The sequence below is a fragment of the Rhodanobacter koreensis genome (assembly GCF_054782855.1).
In genome coordinates this window covers 506900-526565 of sequence record NZ_BAAGRR010000001.1, presented here as the reverse complement: position 1 = coordinate 526565, position 19666 = coordinate 506900, and the positions used below count along the sequence as shown (strand labels likewise).

Here is a 19666-nt window from a genome sequence, read left to right as displayed (position 1 = left end):
GATCAGCCCTGCGCCAGCGCCGCACGCTGCGCCGCGACCAGTTCGCCGATGCCTTTCTCGGCCAGTGCCAGCAATGCATCCATCTCGTCGCGGCGGAACGCATGGCCTTCGGCAGTGCCCTGCACCTCGATGAAACCGCCGCCGTCGTTCATCACGACATTCATGTCGGTATCGCAGTTCGAGTCCTCGGCATAGTCCAGGTCGAGTACCGGCAGGCCCTGGTAGATGCCAACCGACACCGCGGCGACCGCGCCGACGACCGGGTTGCGCTTGAGGTTCTCGCGCTTCATCAGCAGGTTCACCGCGTCGACCAGGGCCACGTAGGCGCCGGTGATCGCTGCGGTGCGGGTGCCGCCGTCGGCCTGCAGCACATCGCAGTCCAGCGTGATCACGCGTTCGCCCAGTGCCTGGCGGTTGACGCAGGCACGCAGGCTGCGGCCGATCAGTCGCTGGATCTCCATGGTGCGGCCGCCCTGGCCGCCGCGCGCGGCCTCTCGCTGCATGCGGGTGTTGGTGGCGCGCGGCAACATGCCGTATTCGGCGGTGACCCAGCCTTCGCCCTTGCCGCGCAGCCAGGCCGGCGCTCGATCCTCGATGCTGGCGGTGCACAGCACGCGGGTATCGCCGAAGCTCACCAGCACCGAGCCTTCGGCGTGGCGGGTGTAGTGGCGCTCGATGCTGACGGTGCGCAGCTGGTCGCTGGCGCGGCCACTGGGACGGGTGACGGAGTTCATGGGAGTCCTGGCGAGGTGCCTGCCGAATTGGGCAAGGTTGGACGGGAGAGTTTACCATTGCGTCCCTTCCCCACGTCCGGACGATCCCGATGATCCGCAGCATGACGGCCTACGCCAGTGCCGAAACCACCGGCCCCGCCGGTACGCTCAGTTGCGAGCTTCGCACGGTCAATCACCGCTACCTGGAGCTGAGCCCGCGCCTGCCGGACGATCTGCGCAGTTTCGAATCGCAGTTGCGCGAGCGGATCGCGGCGAAGCTGTCACGCGGGAAACTCGACATCACCGTACGTCGTGCCAGTGATTCGCGCAGCGAATCACTGCAGATCAACCATGCGTTGATGTCCCGGTTGTCGGAACTGAATCTGGATATGACGGCATTGTTTCCCGGCATGCAGGTGCAGTTCACCGAGCTGCTGCGTTTCCCGGGCGTGATGCAGCAGGCCGAAACCGATCCGGAGGCTCAGCAGGCCGCACTGTTCGACGTGCTTGATCGTGCGCTGGACGCGCTCACCGCCACGCGTGAACGCGAGGGCGCGAAGCTCGGCGAGATCCTGCGCGACAAGCTGGATGGCGTCGAGCGCGTGGTTGCCGACGTGCGCGGCTGGATGCCGGAAATCCGTGCCGCGCTGCGTACCAGGCTGGAAACACGGCTGGCCGATCTCAAGCAGCCGGTGGAACCGGGCCGGCTGGAACAGGAGCTGGTACTGCAGATCACCCGCACCGACGTGGATGAGGAACTGGATCGCCTTGCCACACATATCGCCGAGACGCGTCGCGTGCTCGGGCTGAAGGAGCCGGTTGGTCGTCGCCTCGACTTCCTGATGCAGGAGTTCAACCGCGAAGCGAACACGCTGGGTTCCAAGTCGGTCGATGCGCGCAGTACCAATGCCGCGGTCGAGCTGAAGGTGCTGATCGAGCAGATGCGCGAACAGGTGCAGAACATCGAGTAGTGCCCGGCGGCACACGGCAAAGTCCGGCAGACCGCCATTTGTGGATCTCTTCGCTGGGTGCCGTCCTGCCGCTTGCGCTGAAAGTCAGCGGGGCAGTTGTGTCCGGTATGCAGTACTCACTGGATCACCCCTGTGCGCATGAGTACCCAGCCGACGATGCCGGCGAGCACGATACAGACCACCAACCATGTGACGCGGTTGTTCTTGTCGAAGATTTTCATGCGGCCGTTGCGGGAGTGTCGCAAGTCTGCTGGAGCCGTGCCATCTCCGGTGTTGTGAGCGGAACGGTTGCTGGATGTTTCGGCGGCATCGCTCACGACCGAAGCATCAGACTGGGACTCTGGGGGCAAATCACCTGCTGCAGGTGAATGCGCTGCTTGGAACGCAGGATCGCTCTCGCGCAACTGCACGGGCATCTTGTTGTTCACATTCCCCCCTGTCCCACTTGTCCCGGCTATTGATTCTTGGGTTGGTCGTCCTGAGCGGCTGGGACGAGGATGCCAGCAAAGATGAACATGAGGCAACCATCACACTGTGATCGCTGTGATGAGGTAGGCATAAATGCTACCGGTTGCTGTGCCGGAGATGAAAACCATCGGTGATTTTTGCAGAGCGAAATGCCTGCGCTGAACTAAAAGGTGGCCGCCATATCGAGTGCGACCGGCATGCCGCATCGCAGCGTTGCCACGGCAAGCAGCGTCGCTGCGGGAGCATCGGCCAGAAGCCGTTATACTTGTCGGATGAAATCGCGTCTGTCGAACCCTTGCATCCATGCTGCTGCCCACGCCGCAAATCGAGGCGACGTGGCTCTTGCGTGGTGCGATTTGCGCGCATGCCCAGGATTGTAGGCACAAGATCGAATGAGCGCGGACGACCCCAGCAGTAAGCCGATCGAAGGCACCTTGTTCGTGATCGCCGCGCCTTCGGGTGCCGGCAAGTCCACCCTGGTCAATGCGTTGCTCGAGCGCGAACCGGCGATTTCGCTGTCGGTGTCGCACACGACGCGGCCACCACGAACCGGCGAGCTGTATGGGCGGCACTATTACTTCGTCGAGCGCGGCGAGTTCGAGCGCGAGATTGCCGAGGGCATCTTTCTCGAACACGCCGAGGTTCACGGCAACCTGTACGGAACCTCCTGTACATCGGTGCAAACCCTGCTGACACAGGGGCGTGACGTGTTGCTGGAGATTGACTGGCAAGGGGCCGAGCAGATCCGCCGCGCCAAGCCCGACTGCGTCAGCGTGTTCATCCTGCCACCGTCTCGGGCGGAACTTGAGCGCCGGCTGCGTGGCCGAGGCTCCGATAGCGTCGAGGTCATCGAGCGCCGATTGCGCAATTCGCGCGGCGAGATAGCCCACGCACACGAGTTCGACTACATCCTGGTCAACGACGTGTTCGAAGATGCGCTGGCCGGCCTGCAGGCGATCGTGCGGGCGGTGCGCCTGCGTAGCGCCTTGCAGTGGCAACGGCACGAGGCATTGATCGTCGAACTGCTGGCTGCCGAGGCCTGAGTGACGGCCGGGCAGGGTACGTCCCGCATGGCCTTCGCAACGCGCTTCGGCTACCTTGTCCGCTTCCCCTTGGCTACCTCCGCCCATGACCGACCCCGTTCGCGCCACGCCTGATGACAGCACCCTGGTGCGGATCCGTGGGCTGACCACGGTGCTCAACGGCAAGACCATCTTCGACGCGCTGGATCTGGATATCCCGCGCGGCAAGGTCACCGCGATCATGGGTCCCAGCGGCACCGGCAAGACCACCCTGCTCAAGCACATCACGGGCCAGATGCGTCCCGATACGGGCACGATCCATGTCAACGGCGAAAACGTGCCGGGGTTGTCGCGCGAGCAGCTGTACAAGCTGCGTGAGGGGATCGGCTATCTGTTCCAGAATTCAGCCCTGCTGACCGATTTCGACGTGTTCGAGAACGTGGCGTTTCCGCTGCGCCAGCACACGAAGTTGCCGGAAGTGCTGATCCGCGACCTGGTGTTGCTGAAACTGCAGGCAGTGGGCCTGCGCGGTGCTGCGCGGCTGATGCCGAACGAGCTGTCCGGTGGCATGGCACGGCGCGTGGCGCTGGCGCGGGCGATCGTGTTCGATCCGATGCTGATCCTGTACGACGAGCCGTTCGTGGGGCTCGATCCGGTGGCCTTGAATCAGGTGTTGAAATTGATCCGCACGCTCAACCAGACCCTCGGCATCACCAGTGTGCTGGTGGCGCACGAACTGGAGGCCGTCAAGCAGGTGGCCGATCACGTTTTCCTGATCGCCAACGGCAAGGTGGTGGCGCAGGGCGATCCGAAGACCATCGCGAATGACGGTTCGCCGTGGACACGGCAGTTCTTTGGCGGCGAGGCGGATGGCCCGGTGCCGTTCCAGTACCCGGCCGGCGACTATGCGCAGGCACTGGGCTTTGCCGGAGCGAAGAAATGAACGCGCGTGCACCCCAACACAACAACGTGGTGATGCAGTCGCTGGCGCAGATCGGCAACTGTGGCCTGTTCCTGCTCAGCTTGCTGGCGACGATCCCACGCAGCTTCCGTTATATCCGCGAGACGATCCGCCAGCTGTGGTTCGTCGGTGCGATGAGCCTGACCATCATCATGGTCTGCGGCCTGTTCATCGGCATGGTGCTGATGCTGCAGCTGTACAACGTGCTGTCGATTTTCGGCAGCACCTCGGCCAGCGGCATGGTGGTGGCGCTGGCGGTGTATCGCGAACTGGGGCCGGTGGTGACTGCGCTCTTGTTTGCCGGGCGCGCGGGCACCTCGATCACCGCCGAAATCGGCCTGATGCGTGCCACCGACCAGATCGACGCGATGGAGATGATGGCGGTCGACCCGATTGCCTACGTCGCCACGCCGCGTTTCCTGGCCGGCCTGATCGCGATGCCGCTGCTGTGCTGCGTGTTCTGCGCGATGGCGATCTTCGGCGGCCACCTGGTTGGCGTGACCTGGCTCGGCATCGACAACGGCACGTTCTGGTCGAACATGACCGCGGTGGTGGTCGTACATACCGATATCGTCAACGGTGTGCTGTTCAAGAGCCTGGTGTTTGGTGCCGTGGTGTCGCTGATCGCGGTCTTCCAGGGTTTCACCACGCCGCCGACCAGCGAGGGTGTGGCCTATGCCACCACCCGTACCGTGGTCGCCTCGTCGATTGCCATCCTGGCACTGGACTTCGTGCTTACCGCCTTCCTGATGTGACTGCCATGACCAATCGTTTTTCGTTGAGGATTCTGCCGTGAGCCAACAGAGAAGTTCCTATGCCGTCGGCACCGGCCTGTTCATCGTGCTCGGTTTTGCTGCGCTGGCCTATCTGGCGACGCAGACCAGTTCGGTGGCGAACGTGCATCAGGGCGCCAGCTATACCGTCGATGCGCATTTCGCCAACATCGGCCAGCTGAAGGAGCGCGCTCCGGTGAAGGTTGCCGGCGTGCGGATCGGCCAGGTGCAGTCGATCACGCTGGAGCCCGGCCAGGAAGTGGCCGACGTGAAGCTGACGATCGACAAGAACTACGACAGGATCCCGCTCGATTCGGTGGCCACGATCTACACCAGCGGACTGCTGGGCGACCAGTACGTCGGCATCCTGTACGGCACGTCGAAGAAGACCGTGGCCGACGGCGGCACGCTGGCCCTGACCAAGCCGGCGCAGCAGCTGGAGGAGATGATCGGCAAGTTCTTCGGCGCCGGCGGCGTGGCCGACAATCTGGGTGGCACGTATTCGGTGAAGGCCGATTTCACCAATGTCGGTGCACTCTCGGTCGGCGCTCCGGTGAAGATGGCCGGCGTGCCGATCGGCAGTGTGCAGGCCATCGTCGCCGATCCGGTGAAGCTTGACGCCAAGGTCACGCTGGCGATCGACAAGCGCTATAACGCGATTCCCGACGATTCGTCCGCCGCAGTGTTCACCAGCGGTTTGATCGGCACCCAGTATGTTGCGATCCAGCCGGGCGGCTCGCCCGATGCGCTCAAGGATGGCGATGAGATGGTGCTGACCCAGTCCGCGATGCAGCTGGAGGACCTGATCGGCAAGTTCCTGGTCAATGGTTCGTCCAGCTCATCCAGTCCGTCCAGCGACAAGAAAGATGCCGGCAACGGCAAATCGTCAGATACCCCCGCCCCCGCCGGCAAGCATTGAGCCGGCTTCAGCTGAAGGAGTTACCCATGTTGCGCAGACTGGCTCTTGCCACCGCCATTGCAATGGGCGTCATTGCCGCAGCCCCGGCGGCATTCGCTCAAGGTGCCGCTCAGGACGCTGCCCCGGCGACTGCCCCCGCCACCCAGCAGGCTCCCGAACAGATCGTGCAGTCGATTGCCGATCAGCTGGCGAATGACATCGACGGCCACCGTCAGGAGCTGCAGCACAACCAGGAAAAGCTGGTCAACATCATCGACGAGGTGTTCCTGCCGCACTTCGACGTCGACTATGCCTCGATCCTGGTGCTCGGCCAGCACGCCCGTGAGGCGACGCCTGAGCAGCGCGACCGCTTCTCCAAGGCGTTCTACAACTCGATCACCCACCGTTACGCCTCGGGCCTGCTCGACTACACCCGCGGCCGCGTCAAGGTGCTGCCGTTCAACGGTGACCTCAACGACAAGCGTACCGTGGTGCGCACCCAGGTGCTGATGGACGACGGCAAGTCGGTGTCGATCGACTACGCGTTCCGCAAGAGCCGCACCGGCGACTGGAAGGCTTACGACGTGATCATCGAGGGCATCTCCTATGTCACCAATTACCGCAATCAGGTCGATGCGGAGATTCGCAAAGTCGGCATCGATCAGCTGATCAAGAACCTCGAGACCCAGGGCGAGAATGCACTGAAATCGATGGAACAGGACAGCAAGGCCGGGAAGTGACGAACGCAGCCGAACACGATGTTCAACTGACCACGAGTACGCCGGGAACGCTCGGCGTGAACGGCGTGCTGAGCTTCGATACGGCGGCGTCGGCCTTGCAGGCGATACAGGCCGCGCTGGCCGAAAACAAGGTGGCTCAGCTCGATCTGGCCGATGTGCGGTATAGCGACAGTGCCGGCCTGTCGTGCGTGCTTGCCGTGGTGGCCGAGGCCGCCCGGCGCGGACATGCCGTGCAGGTCATTCACATGCCGGCCGGCATGCAGGTGCTGGCACAGGTCTGTGAAGTCGATCGCCTGATCGGCTGACCCGTTGACAATGGCAGTAACGAAGGAAGGGGCCTGCGGGCCCCTTCCTTCGTGTCGTACATCAAGCCGCCGAAGCTATCCGCTACTGTTTGGTGGCTTGATCCGGGTGTTTGTTTTGCCACTGATGCTGCTGATCCAGCAATTGATCGGGGTCGAAGTCCTTGTTGTCGAGACCCTGCATCTGCTCGATGACCGAGTCCGGCACGTGGCCGTCATACAGCTGGTAAAGCCGCTGCTGGCGATAGGCGTCGCGTATGAACGCGTACGGATCGTAGGCGGATTGCAGGAAACTCTCGGCATCGATGTACTGGGAGCGCAGCGACACCAGATACAGCACTTGGGGGATGTAGTACTGGCCGTACCCGAAGGAGTGGTCGCGTTCGAAGTAGGACAGCGGGTCGAAGAAGTAGCCGTCGACAGGCAGCTGCCACACGTCGCGGAAAGTGGTCGGTCCGAAGAATGGAAGCATCACGAAGTCGCCATCCGGGACGCCCCAGCGGGCCAGTGTGATGCCGAAGTCGGTCTTGTCCTGCGGTATGCCCATCTTGCTGGCCGGATCGAAAATGCCACCGATGCCCAGCGTCAGGTTGACCAGGAAGCGGCCGGTACCCTGCGCGGCCTGCTTCGGCCGTGCCTGCAGCAGATCGTTGGCGATCGTGATCGGCATGTGGAGGTTGCTGAAGAAGTCGCTGACCGAGCTGCGTACCGGTTCGTTGGTCACGTTGCGGTAGCCCACCGCCACCGGGCGAATGATCGCCTTGTCCAGCGAATTGTTGAAGGCGTAGACCTTGCGGTTGACCTTCTCCAGCGGATCGTCGGTACGCGGCTTGGCGATCGTGCAGCCAGCCAGCAGCACAAGGGCGAGCAGGGGCAGGCAGCGGCTCAGGGCGGGAAAGCGCGGCAGTGGGGGCATGGGAGGTGGGGATCGCGGCGAGGGCGGGGACGGTATAATTGTACCGACTGGTTTTATATCTTGCACGGCTTTCGGTGTGCTTTCGCCGGTAGTGTGCCCGGAGCGCCGCAGCCGGCCATCATACGCGCTGGTCGCATTGCCAGCCAAGCACCCGCTGGCTACACTGTCCGACCATATAAGTTATTTATTCCCTAAGGATTTCGCATGGCACGCATTACCGTGGAAGACTGCCTCGAGGTAGTCGACAACCGTTTCGAGCTGGTGCTGATGGCGACCAAGCGCGCACGTCAGCTGGAAAAGGGTGCCGAACCGGCTGTCAATCCCGACCATGACAAGCCGACCGTGCTGGCGTTGCGCGAAATCGCCGCACGTCGCATCGACCAGGCCACGATCGACCAGATCGACAAGGCCGAGCGCGAGCGCGCCGAGCGCGAAGCGCTGGAATGGGCCGCGGCCGAAGTGGACGACGACCTGTCCAAGGGTGGCGACGACTGATATGGATGGCGGCGGCTGTAGAACGCGAGTCCACCACGCCGGCATGCCCGGGGTGACGGAATGCGCGCGTCTGGTCGCCCGTCGTTCTGCCTGTGGCGAGGTGGGTGCCTGAAACGGCACCAGCATCGATGACCGTGGTCGCGCCTGCCACTTCCGTCGACCTCTCCACCTTGCCGCCGTACGTGCTGGCACTGAAAGAACGTATTGCGTATCTGCCAGAAGCGCAGATCGAGCGCGTGCTGCGCGCCTTCCTGATCGGTGCCAGTGCGCACGCGGGCCAGGAACGCAAGAGTGGTGAGCCGTACATCACCCATCCGGTGGCGGTGGCCGGCATTCTCGCCGAACTGCGGCTGGATGCCGAAACGATCATTGCCGCGATCCTGCACGACACCCTGGAAGACACCGAACTCACTCGCGAGGTACTCGCCACCGAATTCGGCGAGGTCGTCGCCGAACTGGTCGACGGTGTCACCAAGCTCGACAAGATGCGCTTCGGCAGCCGTCAGGAGGCGGATGCGGAAAGCTTTCGCAAGATGTTGCTGGCGATGGCGCGCGACCTGCGCGTGATCCTGATCAAGCTGGCCGACCGCCTGCACAACATGCGCACTCTCGGTGCCAAGGACGCGCCTTCGCGTCGCCGCATCGCACGCGAGACGCTGGAGATCTACGCGCCAATTGCGCAACGTCTTGGCATGAACAAGTTCAAGGCGGAGTTGCAGGATCTGGGCTTCCGCGCCCTGTACCCGGACCGCTACCGGGTGATCAGCGAGCGTATCCGTGCGGCGCTGGGCAACCGCCGCGAGGCGATGGGCAAGATCGAAACGGCGCTGACCACACGGCTGGCAGCCGATCACCTGGCGTCACGCGTGGTCGGTCGGATCAAGTCGCCGTGGAGCATCTATTCGAAGATGCGCGGCGAGCACAAGAGTTTCACCCAGCTGATGGACGTCTACGGTTTCCGCGTGGTCGTCGACAACGCGATGAGCTGTTACATGGCGCTTGGCGCGGTCCACGCGCTGTACAAGCCGGTGGACAAGCGCTTCAAGGATTTCATCGCGATCCCGAAGGCGAACGGCTACCAGTCGCTGCATACCGTGTTGCTGGGGCCGTTCGGCGCACCGATCGAGGTGCAGATCCGCACCGCCGAGATGGATTCGGTGGCCGAAAGCGGGGTCGCTGCCCACTGGGCGTACAAGACGGACAGCGGTCCGGCCAACAGTGCCCAGGCGCGTGCGCGGGAATGGCTGTCATCGCTGGTCGACAGTTCGGCGCACACGGCGTCGTCGTCGGAGTTCATCGAGAACGTCAAGATCGATCTGTTCCCCGACGAGGTCTATCTGTTCACCCCGCGTGGCGACATCCTGTCGCTGCCGCGCAACGCCACGGCACTGGACTTTGCCTACGCCGTGCACACCGATGTCGGCGATCACGCCGTGGCGGCGCGCGTCGACAAGAAGCTGCTGCCGTTGCGCACGCGACTGGAGTCGGGCCAGCTGGTGGAGATCATCACGGCGCCGTCGGCGGTGCCGAATCCGGCGTGGCTGGAAGTGGTGGTGACCGGCAAGGCACGCACCGCGATTCGCCAATACCTGAAACATCTGCAGCACGAGGATGCGGTCGACTTCGGCCATCGCATGCTCGATCGTGCGCTGGATGCGCAGGGCAGCAGTCTGGATGCGATTCCGGCCGCCGTGCTCGATCGTTTCCTGGAGGCATCCAAGCTCAAACGGCTGGAAGAGCTGCTGTCCGACATCGCACTGGGCAATCGCATGCCCGACGTGGTGGCCAGCCAGCTGCTGGCGTCACGCGGCAAGCGGCGCGGCATCCCGTCACAAGCATCACCGCATGTGCACGAGAAGATCCGCATCACCGGTGCGGAACGCGGCGTGCTGAGCTTCGCCAACTGCTGCCACCCGTTGCCCGGCGACCAGATCATCGGCTACCTGTCCTCCGGCAAGGGCATCGTGGTGCATCGCGAGGAATGCCCGAATGTGATCGAGCTGCGCAAGTCGCCCGAACGCTGCGTGGCGATCGAGTGGGACCGCGACGTGGAAGGCGATTATCGCGCCGAGCTGCGCATCGAGGTCATCAACCGGCCGGGTGTGCTGGCCACCGTGGCTGCCGCGATCGCCGCGGCTGACTCGAATATCGAGAACGTGGAATACGTCGAGCGTGATGGTACTGCTGCCACCTTGCTGTTTGCGCTGGAAGTGAGGAATCGCAAGCACCTTGCCGACGTGATCCGCCGTGTGCGCCGCACCGGCGTGGTCAGCGGGGTATACCGCTACCCGCTCTAGCGATGATCATTGCGGGTACCGGTCCGGCTGCGCCGAGGCTTGCACATACGCGATGAGGCGATAGGCTTTGCCGGTCCCCCATGTCGACTTTCGAGGCAATCCCATGTCACGCAGCATCATCACCACCGAACTGGCACCGGCCGCCATCGGTCCGTATTCGCAGGCCGTGCGTGCCGGCAATACCGTTTACTTCTCGGGTCAGATTCCGCTCGATCCGGCCACCATGTCGCTGGTCGATGGCGACATCACGATGCAGACACGACGGGTGTTCGACAACCTGGCCGCCGTGGCGCAGGCCGCAGGTGGTTCACTGGCGCAGGTGGTGCGCGTGGGCATCTATGTCACTGACCTTGCGAACTTTGCCGCGGTCAATGCGGTGATGGCGGAATACTTCCAGCCACCGTATCCGGCGCGCTCCACGATCGAGGTGTCCGGCCTGCCGAAGGCGGCACAGGTCGAGGTCGACGCGGTGATGGTGTTGTCGTGATGGGGTTGCCCTGATGAGGCAGCCATGATGGGGATGAACTGATTCTCTGCGCGGGCCGCGCCGACAGTCTGCGTCGGTGTCCGGCTTACGGTGCGAGGTGGTGCTCGGTTAGGCTTGCACGTCATGGCCGTTCGCACCTCTCGTTCCGCTCCAGCCGCTGACACTGATCCGGGTATCGCTCCGGTCAGCGCGTTGCCTGGTGTCGGTCCCGCACTGGTCGCATCGCTGGCGCGGCTCGGGCTGGAGCGGGTGCAGGACCTTTGGTTTCACCTGCCGCTGCGCTACGAGGACAAGACCCGGGTCACCGCCATCGCGGATCTGCATGTCGGCGAGCAGGCACAGGTCGAAGGCGTGGTCGAGGCGGTCGAGCGCGGATTCCGCTATCGCCCGCAATTGAAGGTGGCGATCGGCGATGCCAGCCGGCAGACCCTGCTGCTGCGCTTTTTCCATTTCAACCGCGCGCAGGCCGAGCAATTGCAGCCCGGCACCCGCCTGCTCTGCTTTGGCGAGGTACGCCACGGCGCGCAGGGACTGGAGATGGTGCATCCGCAATACCAGCGGTTGAGTGGCGACGATGCGGTGGTCGTCGACGAGCTGCTCAGTCCGATCTACCCGACCACCGAGGGTCTGGGCCAGAAGCGGCTGGCCGGTGTGATCGGCAAGGCGCTGACGCTGTTGCCATCGGCGGAACAGCTGGAATTGATCCCGCCTGGATTGTGCGCACAGCACGGACTCACCTCGCTGCGCGACGCACTGCTGTACGTGCATCGGCCACCACCGGATGCGCATCTCGGGCAGCTCACGCTCGGACACCATCCGGCACAGCAACGACTGGCGTTCGAGGAGTTGCTGACCCAGCACCTGAGTCTGAAGCGCATGCGTGCGGCGGTGCGTCGCCGGCATGCGCCGGCGCTGGGTGGCACGGGCCATTTACAGCAGCGAATGCTTGCCGGCTTGTCGTTCGGGTTGACCGCGGCACAGCAGCGCGTCAGCACGGAAGTCGCACGGGACCTGGCGCAGTCCAAACCGATGCTGCGGTTGGTGCAGGGCGATGTCGGCAGTGGCAAGACGGTGGTCGCCGCGCTGGCTGCACTGATCGCAGTGGAGTCGGGATATCAGGTCGCGCTGATGGCGCCGACCGAACTGCTGGCCGAACAGCACCTGCACAATTTCCGGCACTGGTTGCAACCGCTGGGTATCGAAGTGGAGTGGCTGGCCGGCAAGGTGACCGGGAAGTCACGCAAGCTCGCACTGGAGCGGGTCGCGGCCGGTGCGTCGGTGGTGATCGGCACGCATGCGTTGATGCAGGAAGGCGTCGCGTTCGCGCGGCTGGGGTTGGTGATCGTCGACGAACAGCACCGTTTCGGCGTGCAGCAGCGGTTGGCTCTGCGCGACAAGGGCAAGGACGGCGAGCTGGTGCCACACCAGCTGGTGCTGACGGCCACTCCGATTCCGCGCACGCTCGCGATGAGCGCATACGCCGATCTGGACGTGTCGTCCATCGACGAGCTGCCGCCCGGCCGTACGCCAGTGCAGACCATCGCAATTTCCAATGCGCGCCGGATCGAGGTGATCGAGCGCATCCACGCCGCCTGCGGCGAGGGGCGGCAGGTGTACTGGGTATGCACCTTGATCGAGGAATCCGAACAGTTGCGCGCACAGGCGGCCGAGGTGGCACATGCCGAATTGTCCGCTGCCCTGGCCGGTTTCAGGGTGGGACTGATCCACGGCCGCATGAAGCCGAAGGAAAAGCAGGCGGTGATGGATGCGTTCAAGGCCGGCGAGCTCTCGGTGCTGGTCGCCACCACCGTGATCGAGGTCGGCGTGGATGTTCCCAACGCCAGCCTGATGGTGATCGAGAACAGCGAGCGGCTCGGGCTGGCCCAGTTGCACCAGTTGCGTGGCCGCGTCGGGCGCGGCGCACGGGCCTCCAATTGTGTGCTGCTATATCAGCCGCCGATGGGTCAGCTCGCGCGCGAGCGGTTGCAGGTGATGCGCGAGACCAGCGACGGCTTCCGCATCGCCGAGAAGGATCTGGAACTGCGTGGTCCCGGCGAGGTGCTGGGTACGCGGCAGACCGGCCAGCTCGCGTTCCGCATCGCCGACCTGAGCCGCGATGCGCACCTGTTGCCGGCCGTGCAACAGGTCGGCCAGCTCATGCTGGCGAAGCATCCGCAACAGACCGAGCGATTGATCGAACGCTGGATCGGCGGTGCCGCACGTTACGTGAATGCCTGAGTTGCCGGGGATCGGAAATGGGGTGGTAAACCCGGATCACGGCGCGAGGTCGGCCATGGCTATTTCCCATTCCCGATTCCGGTCCCATACACTGGGCGATTCGATAGCGACGACAAGTCATGACCCGACCGCAACTGCTGATTGATACCGACCCCGGCGTGGACGATGCGCTGGCCATCCTGATGGCGCATGCGCATGCCGATATTGCCGGTCTGAGTGTTGCCGCCGGTAACGTGGGACTGGGCCATACGGTGCGCAATGCGCGCACTTTGGTCGACCTGCTCGGCGGCAGTACGCCGGTGTTTGCCGGCTGTGCCACACCGCTGGTGCGTGCGCCGGATGAGGATGCGGCGTTCGTGCATGGTGAGGACGGCTTCGGTGATATCGGCTTTCCCGAGCCGAAAGCTGCGCTTGTGGATGAGTCGGCGGCTCTCGCGCTGCTGCGACTGACCCGCGAGCGTCCGGGCGAGCTGACCCTGGTAGCGCTGGCGCCGCTGACCAATCTGGCACTGGCATTGCGGCTGGATCCGACGTTGCCCGGGCGGGTGGCCCGGCTGGTGGTAATGGGCGGCGCGGTAACCGGTCGCGGCAACACCGGCAAGGTGCCAGCCGAATTCAATGTCGGCTTCGACCCGGAGGCGGCACACGTGGTGTTCGAGGCGTTTCCGTCATTCGACCTGGTCGATTGGGAGGCCACCATGCGGCATGCGTTCGACGATGCCGAATTCGATGCCTGGCTGGCAGCTGGCGACCGGCGCGCCGATTTCTTCGGGCAGATCGTCACCACGGCGCGACGCTACAACGCGAAATATGACCGCAGCGGGGTGATCGCCGCCGACGCATTGGCGATGGCGGTGGCGATCGATCCCTCGATCGTCACCCGCAGCGAGACGCGCGCCGTCGCCGTGGAGCTGGACGGCCGGTTGACCCGTGGTGCGACGGTGGTTGACTGGGCCGCACGGCTGGGTCGTCCGGCCCAGGCGAATATCGTGCTGGAAGTGGATCAGGCCCGCTTTGCCGCGATGGTGCGGCGCGCGCTGGGTGTGGAAGGCTGATCCGCGAAGGCGGCAATGGCGGGGCATTCCTTGTCCGAATGGCCCAAGACTTGCGACGGGGGTCGATTACTCGTTACAATACCGCTCTTTTCACCACCGCTTTAGAGCCTGTCATGAAGCCCGATATCCATCCGAACTACAACCCGGTGGTGTTCCAGGACCTGTCGTCCGACTTCTCGTTCCTGACCAAGTCGACCATGTCCAGCAAGGAAACCATCAAGTGGGAAGACGGCAATGAGTACCCGCTGATCAAGGTGGATATCTCCAGCCATTCGCACCCGTTCTACACCGGCAAGCAGAAGTCGCTGGATGTCGGTGGTCGCGTCGACAAGTTCCGTCGTCGTTACGCGGGCGCTGCCAAGGAATAAGCGGCTGCACGGCCATCGTTTTCGATGGCCGGCCAGATTCGATTCAAGACACGGGGTGAGCGCAGGCTCGCCCCGTGTTTTTTCGTGGCCGCCATTCGACCATTCGCCATCGAATGCATACGGAGCCTTGTGCGATAATGGTGGGTGTCAGACGCCATCGGCGTCCGTTGCATCGCATGTTTCCCCGGCGTGCGATGCCAGGCATTCCCTCGCCGGATGGCGCCGTCATGACGGTCGCCTCCGGTGGTGACCCACATGTGAGGAGGTTTCCGTGTCCGATCCCAAAATCGTCAAGCTGGTGGATGAGTCGAGCAACCGCAGCAGTGAGCTGCCGCTGATCAGTGGCACGCTAGGGCCGGCCTGCATCGACATCGGCACGCTGTACAAGGACACCGGCCACTTCACCTACGACCCCGGCTACGGCAGCACCGCCAGCACCAAGAGCGCCATCACTTACATCGACGGCGACCAGGGCGTGCTGCTGTACCGCGGCTACCCGATCGAGCAGCTGGCGGAAAAGTCCAGTTTCCTCGAGGTGGCTTACCTGCTGCTCAACGGCGAACTGCCGAAGGCGGCCGAGTTCGCCACGTTCGAGCACGACATCACGCATCACACGATGATGCATGAGGCGCAGAAGAACTTTTTCCAGGGCTTCCACCACGACGCGCATCCGATGGCGATGCTCGCCGCGGCGGTGGCTTCGCTGTCGGCGTTCTATCACGACGACCTCGACGTGGAGAACCCGGCCGACCGCAAGATGGCGGCGATCCGCCTGATCGCGAAAATGCCGACGATTGCCGCTGCCTGCTTCCGTTACTCGGTCGGTTGGCCGGTGCGCTACCCGCGCAACAACCTCGAATACGTCACCCGCTTCCTGCACATGATGTTCGAGGTGCCGAGCGAGCCGCTGCAGCTGAATCCGGTGGCCGCCAAGGCGCTGGATCTGTTGTTCATCCTGCACGCCGATCACGAGCAGAACGCCTCCACCTCGACCGTGCGCTTGGTCGGCTCCACCGGTGCCAACCCGTACGCGTCGATCGCTGCCGGCATCACGGCACTGTGGGGGCCTGCTCATGGTGGTGCCAACGAGGCGGTGCTCAAGCAGCTCAGGGAAATCGGTACGCCGGACAAGGTCGAGACCGCGGTCAAGCGCGCCAAGGACAAGAACGACAGCTTCCGCCTGATGGGCTTCGGCCATCGTGTGTACAAGAACTTCGACCCGCGCGCGAAGATCATCCGCGAGATGTGTCACAAGGTGCTGGCCGAGCTCGGCGTCAACGATCCGCTGCTCGACGTGGCGATGAAGCTGGAAGAGGCGGCGCTGAAGGACGACTACTTCGTCGAGCGCAAGCTGTATCCGAACGTCGATTTCTACTCCGGCATCATCTACAAGGCGCTGGGCATCCCGACCGAGATGTTCACCGTGATGTTCGCGATTGCGCGTACCTCCGGCTGGATCGCGCACTGGATCGAGCAGCACGAGACGCCGGGATCGCGCATCGGCCGCCCGCGCCAGATCTACACCGGCGCCGACGTGCGCGATTACGCGCCGACCGCCAAGCGCTGATCGACGATTCCTTCCATGCAATGACAACCGCCCCGGTTTCCACCGGGGCGTCTTGTTTTGGGGTGTCCGTGGTGCTGGCTCAGCGCAGCGCGCTGGCGAGGCGCTGTTCGAATCCGTCGTCGTCGGCATCTTCCGCCAGCAGGATCTCCACCTGCGCCAGTGCGGCGCGACGCATCGGTCGATCATCTGCCCGGTCCAGCGGTGCCCGGCGCTGGGCATCGCGCGGCAGCACGGTCAGGTCGAACGGCAGTTCGTCGGCGGCAAACAGCAGCACCGGATACTCGGGCTGTTCGTCACGGCCGTAGCGCAGGCGCCGGGTTTGCGTCTCGACCGGGACGCCGTGTTCGCGCAAGTACAGCTCGACTGCATCGGGGTCATCGCTGAACACATGCAGGCATACCGCCGAGTGTGCGTCGGCGGTGCCTTCGAGCACGGCGCCGACCAGGCGGGGTTCGAATATGCCGAGGAATCGCATCGCCTCGATGGCCGCCTCGCGCCGCTGGCGCAGCAACTGCGGCTGGCTGTTCGCCAGGAACAGGCGCTGGTGCTCGCGCAGCGCCTGTTCGATTTCCAGGTTGCGCGGCAACGCCTGGGTGTCGAGTATGCCGAGCCGCTCGGCGGCCTTCAGCTTGGCGTGATGAAAGTCGCGGATGCCGTGCTCGCTCATCAGGCGTGCAGCCTCCTGGGCGATGCGCAACCGATTGCGCTGCACTCGGTCATGCGCATGGATGCGGTGATGTTCGCCTCGCGACATGGCGCGTTCCTCGTCGTTCGGTAACCGGCGGCTCCCACCTTACCCGAAGCAGCCGGCCAAAGCTCAGAAGAGCTAAGGATCAGAAGATATCGTAGGCGTGTTGCTGATCCTGCTCGTTCTGCTGGGTGGCCTGGGCACGCAGGCGGTCGACGTCTTCCACCTTGAAGATCTCGTTCATGCCATTCGGATCGCCTGCCGAGGTGGGCAGGCCGTTCTGGCTGTTGATCAGCACGGTACTTATCCCGGGCGGCATGGGTAGCGAGTTCTCGGGCAGACCCTTCAGCACGGTGGCCATGTAATCCATCCAGATCGGCAGCGCCGCCTTGGCGCCGAATTCGCCATGCCCCAGCGAGGCATAGTTGTCGTAGCCCACCCATACCGCGGTGGACAGGTCGCCGTTGAAGCCGACGAACCAGGCGTCGCGATGGTCATTGGTGGAGCCGGTCTTGCCGGCCAGGTCGGTGCGATCCAGCGTCTTCGCGGCCGAGCCGGTACCGCGCAGGATCACGTCCTTCATCAGCGAGGTGATCAGGTAATCGTTGCGGGGGTCAATGACGCGTGGCGCGAGTACGGGCGGATGGGCGCTCTCGCCATGCACGTCCGCGGGGAGTACCGCCACGCCGACGCCATCGATGCTGCTGGCCTGCGCCGGTGCGGCGCTGGTCGCTGCGGCGACATCGTTGGCCGGGGTCTTGAGCATGTCGGCCGGTGGTGGCCCGGGCGGTCGCGTGTCGAGCAGGCGCTCCTGGCAGTCGTTGCAGGCACGGGCCGGGTTGGCCTGGTACACCGGCTTGCCATTGCGGTCATCGATTTCGCTGATGAAATACGGCGTGACCAGATAGCCGCCGTTGGCGAACACGGCATAACCACGAGCCATGCTCATCGGCGACACGGAAGCCGTGCCCAATGCCAGCGACAGGTTGGCCGGCAGCGCGTCGAGCGGGAAGCCGAAACGGGTGGCGTACTCGCGCGCGTAGCGTACGCCCATGGCATCGAGCAGGCGCACCGAGACCAGGTTCTTCGACTGCACCAGTGCTTCCCGCAGGCGCATGGGGCCTGCGAACTTGCCGTCGTCGTTGGAGGGTGTCCAGATGCCGTCGGGTCGCGATGGATCGGGCAGCGCCAGTGGTGCGTCGTTGATGATCGAGGACGGCGTGAAGCCGCGCTCGAACGCGGCCGAATACAGGTACGGCTTGAAACTCGAGCCGGGCTGGCGCGCCGCCATCACGGCACGATTGAATTTGCTGCGTGCGAAATTGAAGCCGCCGACGAGTGCCTGGATTGAGCCATCCTCCGGGTTGATCGAGGTCAGCGCAGCCTGGGCGGCAGGTATCTGATCCAGTTGCCAGTTGCCCTTGTCGTCGCGCGACAGACGCACGATATCGCCGCGTTTCAGCACGCTGTCGACGCTGCGTGGGGCGGCGCCGACACGGTCATCGTCGATGCGTGGCCGGGCCCAGCTCATCGCGGTCAGGTCGAGTTCCACGTTTTCATGACTGGACAGGTAGACCGTGGCTTCCTTGGCGCTGCTGGCCGTGACCAGGCCCGGCTGCAGGCCCGAGATCACGGTATAGCTGGAAAGCAGGTTGTCGTAATCCTGATCACTGGCGTCGGCAGGCAGGTCCTGATGCGCTTCCGGTCCGCGCCAGCCATGCCGGTGATCGTAGATCATCAGGCCATTGCGCAGCGCCTCCACGGCAGCCTGCTGGCGAGTGCTCTGCAGCGTGGTCTTGACCACGTAGCCTTCGGTCAGCGCCTCATTGCCCAGACGGTCGAGTACCTGTCGGCGCACCATTTCCGCCAGATAGGGTGCATCCACCTCGATCGGCTGCTCATGCGGGTAGGCATGGTTCGGTTCGGCAATCGCCTGCTCGTACACCGGTTTGGTGATGTAGCCATGCCGGAGCATTTCGCCCAGGACCCAATTGCGCCGGGCAATCGCGCGCTTGGGGCTGTTGATCGGATTGACCACCGAGGGCAGCTGGAAGGTCGAGGCAATCAGCGCGCACTCGGCCACGGTCAGCTGGTCCAGCGTCTTGCCGTAGTAATACTCGGCAGCTGCGGCCACACCGTAGGAGCGATGACCGAGGAACATCTTGTTGAGATACAACTCGAGGATCTGGTCCTTGCTGAGTTCATGCTCGATACGCAAGGCGATGAAGATCTCGGTGAGCTTGCGTGAATACAGTTTTTCCGGGCTCAGGAAGATGTTGCGTGCCACCTGCTGGGTAATCGTCGAACCGCCAGGCCCCTTGTCGCCGCCGGTCACCACGACATGCCAGCCGGCGCGGACGATGCCGCGCCAGTCCACGCCGGGATGGTGGTAGAACTCCGCATCCTCGGCCGACAGCACGGCATGCTTGAGCAGGTCCGGCACGTCGGCGATGGCTACCGGGATGCGCCGAGTCTCGCCGAAGCTGGCAATCAGCTTGCTGTCGGCGCTCAGCACACGAAGCGGCACCTGCATGTGGTAGTCCTTGAGGACGGCCACCGAGGGGAGTCTTGGAGCGACCAGCCAGTACGCCACACCAACCGCGATAACCGCCAGCAGCAAACCACTAAAGGCCAGGATCAATGCCCAGCGCAACAAACGCTTGAAAATTCGCATGGTGTGGGGGATAGCGAGACCTGAGTCAAAACA

At 63.9% G+C, this 19666-nt stretch carries 19 protein-coding genes; 14 read left to right on the top strand and 5 right to left on the bottom strand.

The genetic code is table 11. The features are described from left to right. Positions 1–2: 2 nt before the first annotated feature. The gene (gene rph / locus ACYVKM_RS02225) at positions 3–734 is read right to left on the bottom strand and encodes a ribonuclease PH (RefSeq protein WP_460875402.1); all 732 of its coding nucleotides are present in this window, start codon (positions 732–734) and stop codon (positions 3–5) included. Between the two features lie 89 nt (positions 735–823). On the opposite strand from rph, the gene ACYVKM_RS02220 reads away from it, so the two are divergent. Continuing rightward, positions 824–1684: a YicC/YloC family endoribonuclease gene (locus tag ACYVKM_RS02220; protein ID WP_460875401.1), complete on the top strand. Its 861-nt coding sequence runs from the start codon at positions 824–826 to the stop codon at positions 1682–1684. Between the two features lie 116 nt (positions 1685–1800). On the opposite strand, the gene ACYVKM_RS02215 is transcribed toward ACYVKM_RS02220, so the two are convergent. Beyond that, complete coding sequence (locus tag ACYVKM_RS02215) at positions 1801–2112, bottom strand: hypothetical protein (protein ID WP_460875400.1); 312 nt, start codon at positions 2110–2112, stop codon at positions 1801–1803. 432 nt (positions 2113–2544) lie between these two features. Here ACYVKM_RS02215 and gmk point away from each other — a divergent pair, with 432 nt between their 5' ends. The 6 genes from gmk (at position 2545) to ACYVKM_RS02185 (ending at position 6851) form a co-directional block, all read left to right on the top strand. Next, entirely contained in the window at positions 2545–3195 is a 651-nt protein-coding gene (gene gmk / locus ACYVKM_RS02210) for a guanylate kinase (RefSeq protein ID WP_460875398.1), read from the top strand. Between the two features lie 85 nt (positions 3196–3280). Further along, on the top strand, positions 3281–4117 hold the full coding sequence (locus ACYVKM_RS02205) for an ABC transporter ATP-binding protein (RefSeq protein WP_460875397.1): 837 nt from the start codon (positions 3281–3283) through the stop codon (positions 4115–4117). Next, complete coding sequence (gene mlaE / locus ACYVKM_RS02200) at positions 4114–4890, top strand: lipid asymmetry maintenance ABC transporter permease subunit MlaE (protein ID WP_460875396.1); 777 nt, start codon at positions 4114–4116, stop codon at positions 4888–4890. The genes ACYVKM_RS02205 and mlaE overlap by 4 nt, the downstream gene beginning before the upstream one ends. Before the next feature lie 37 nt (positions 4891–4927). Next, positions 4928–5827, top strand: coding sequence for an outer membrane lipid asymmetry maintenance protein MlaD (mlaD, locus tag ACYVKM_RS02195; RefSeq protein WP_460875395.1), 900 nt, complete (start codon positions 4928–4930; stop codon positions 5825–5827). A 26-nt stretch (positions 5828–5853) separates the two neighbouring features. Then, a complete protein-coding gene (locus ACYVKM_RS02190) occupies positions 5854–6546 on the top strand; it encodes an MlaC/ttg2D family ABC transporter substrate-binding protein (RefSeq protein WP_460875394.1) in 693 nt (230 codons plus the stop codon). Further along, positions 6543–6851: an STAS domain-containing protein gene (locus tag ACYVKM_RS02185; RefSeq protein WP_460875393.1), complete on the top strand. Its 309-nt coding sequence runs from the start codon at positions 6543–6545 to the stop codon at positions 6849–6851. The genes ACYVKM_RS02190 and ACYVKM_RS02185 overlap by 4 nt, the downstream gene beginning before the upstream one ends. Before the next feature lie 82 nt (positions 6852–6933). On the opposite strand, the gene ACYVKM_RS02180 is transcribed toward ACYVKM_RS02185, so the two are convergent. Next, positions 6934–7764 (bottom strand): MlaA family lipoprotein, encoded by an 831-nt coding sequence (locus tag ACYVKM_RS02180; RefSeq protein ID WP_460875391.1) that lies wholly within the window; start codon positions 7762–7764, stop codon positions 6934–6936. A gap of 204 nt (positions 7765–7968) precedes the next feature. Here ACYVKM_RS02180 and rpoZ point away from each other — a divergent pair, with 204 nt between their 5' ends. The 7 genes from rpoZ (at position 7969) to ACYVKM_RS02145 (ending at position 16271) form a co-directional block, all read left to right on the top strand. Next, positions 7969–8259 (top strand): DNA-directed RNA polymerase subunit omega, encoded by a 291-nt coding sequence (rpoZ, locus tag ACYVKM_RS02175; protein WP_007509529.1) that lies wholly within the window; start codon positions 7969–7971, stop codon positions 8257–8259. Positions 8260–8387: 128 nt separating this feature from the next. Next, the gene (locus ACYVKM_RS02170; protein ID WP_460875388.1) at positions 8388–10556 is read left to right on the top strand and encodes a RelA/SpoT family protein; all 2169 of its coding nucleotides are present in this window, start codon (positions 8388–8390) and stop codon (positions 10554–10556) included. 103 nt (positions 10557–10659) lie between these two features. Further along, positions 10660–11043, top strand: coding sequence for a RidA family protein (locus tag ACYVKM_RS02165; protein WP_460875387.1), 384 nt, complete (start codon positions 10660–10662; stop codon positions 11041–11043). 123 nt (positions 11044–11166) lie between these two features. After that, on the top strand, positions 11167–13281 hold the full coding sequence (gene recG / locus ACYVKM_RS02160; RefSeq protein WP_460875385.1) for an ATP-dependent DNA helicase RecG: 2115 nt from the start codon (positions 11167–11169) through the stop codon (positions 13279–13281). 119 nt (positions 13282–13400) lie between these two features. Further along, positions 13401–14336 (top strand): nucleoside hydrolase, encoded by a 936-nt coding sequence (locus ACYVKM_RS02155; RefSeq protein WP_460875384.1) that lies wholly within the window; start codon positions 13401–13403, stop codon positions 14334–14336. Between the two features lie 113 nt (positions 14337–14449). After that, positions 14450–14704, top strand: coding sequence for a type B 50S ribosomal protein L31 (locus ACYVKM_RS02150; protein ID WP_077441007.1), 255 nt, complete (start codon positions 14450–14452; stop codon positions 14702–14704). Between the two features lie 271 nt (positions 14705–14975). After that, positions 14976–16271 (top strand): citrate synthase, encoded by a 1296-nt coding sequence (locus tag ACYVKM_RS02145; RefSeq protein ID WP_460875382.1) that lies wholly within the window; start codon positions 14976–14978, stop codon positions 16269–16271. A 79-nt stretch (positions 16272–16350) separates the two neighbouring features. Here the strand turns inward: ACYVKM_RS02145 and ACYVKM_RS02140 are convergent, their stop codons facing one another. Both ACYVKM_RS02140 and ACYVKM_RS02135 read right to left on the bottom strand, forming a co-directional pair. Continuing rightward, a complete protein-coding gene (locus tag ACYVKM_RS02140) occupies positions 16351–17025 on the bottom strand; it encodes a hypothetical protein (RefSeq protein WP_460875381.1) in 675 nt (224 codons plus the stop codon). Between the two features lie 79 nt (positions 17026–17104). Beyond that, positions 17105–19633 carry a penicillin-binding protein 1A gene (locus ACYVKM_RS02135; protein ID WP_460875380.1) on the bottom strand — a complete coding sequence of 843 codons (2529 nt, stop codon included), beginning with the start codon at positions 19631–19633 and terminating at the stop codon, positions 17105–17107. Positions 19634–19666 lie beyond the last annotated feature (33 nt).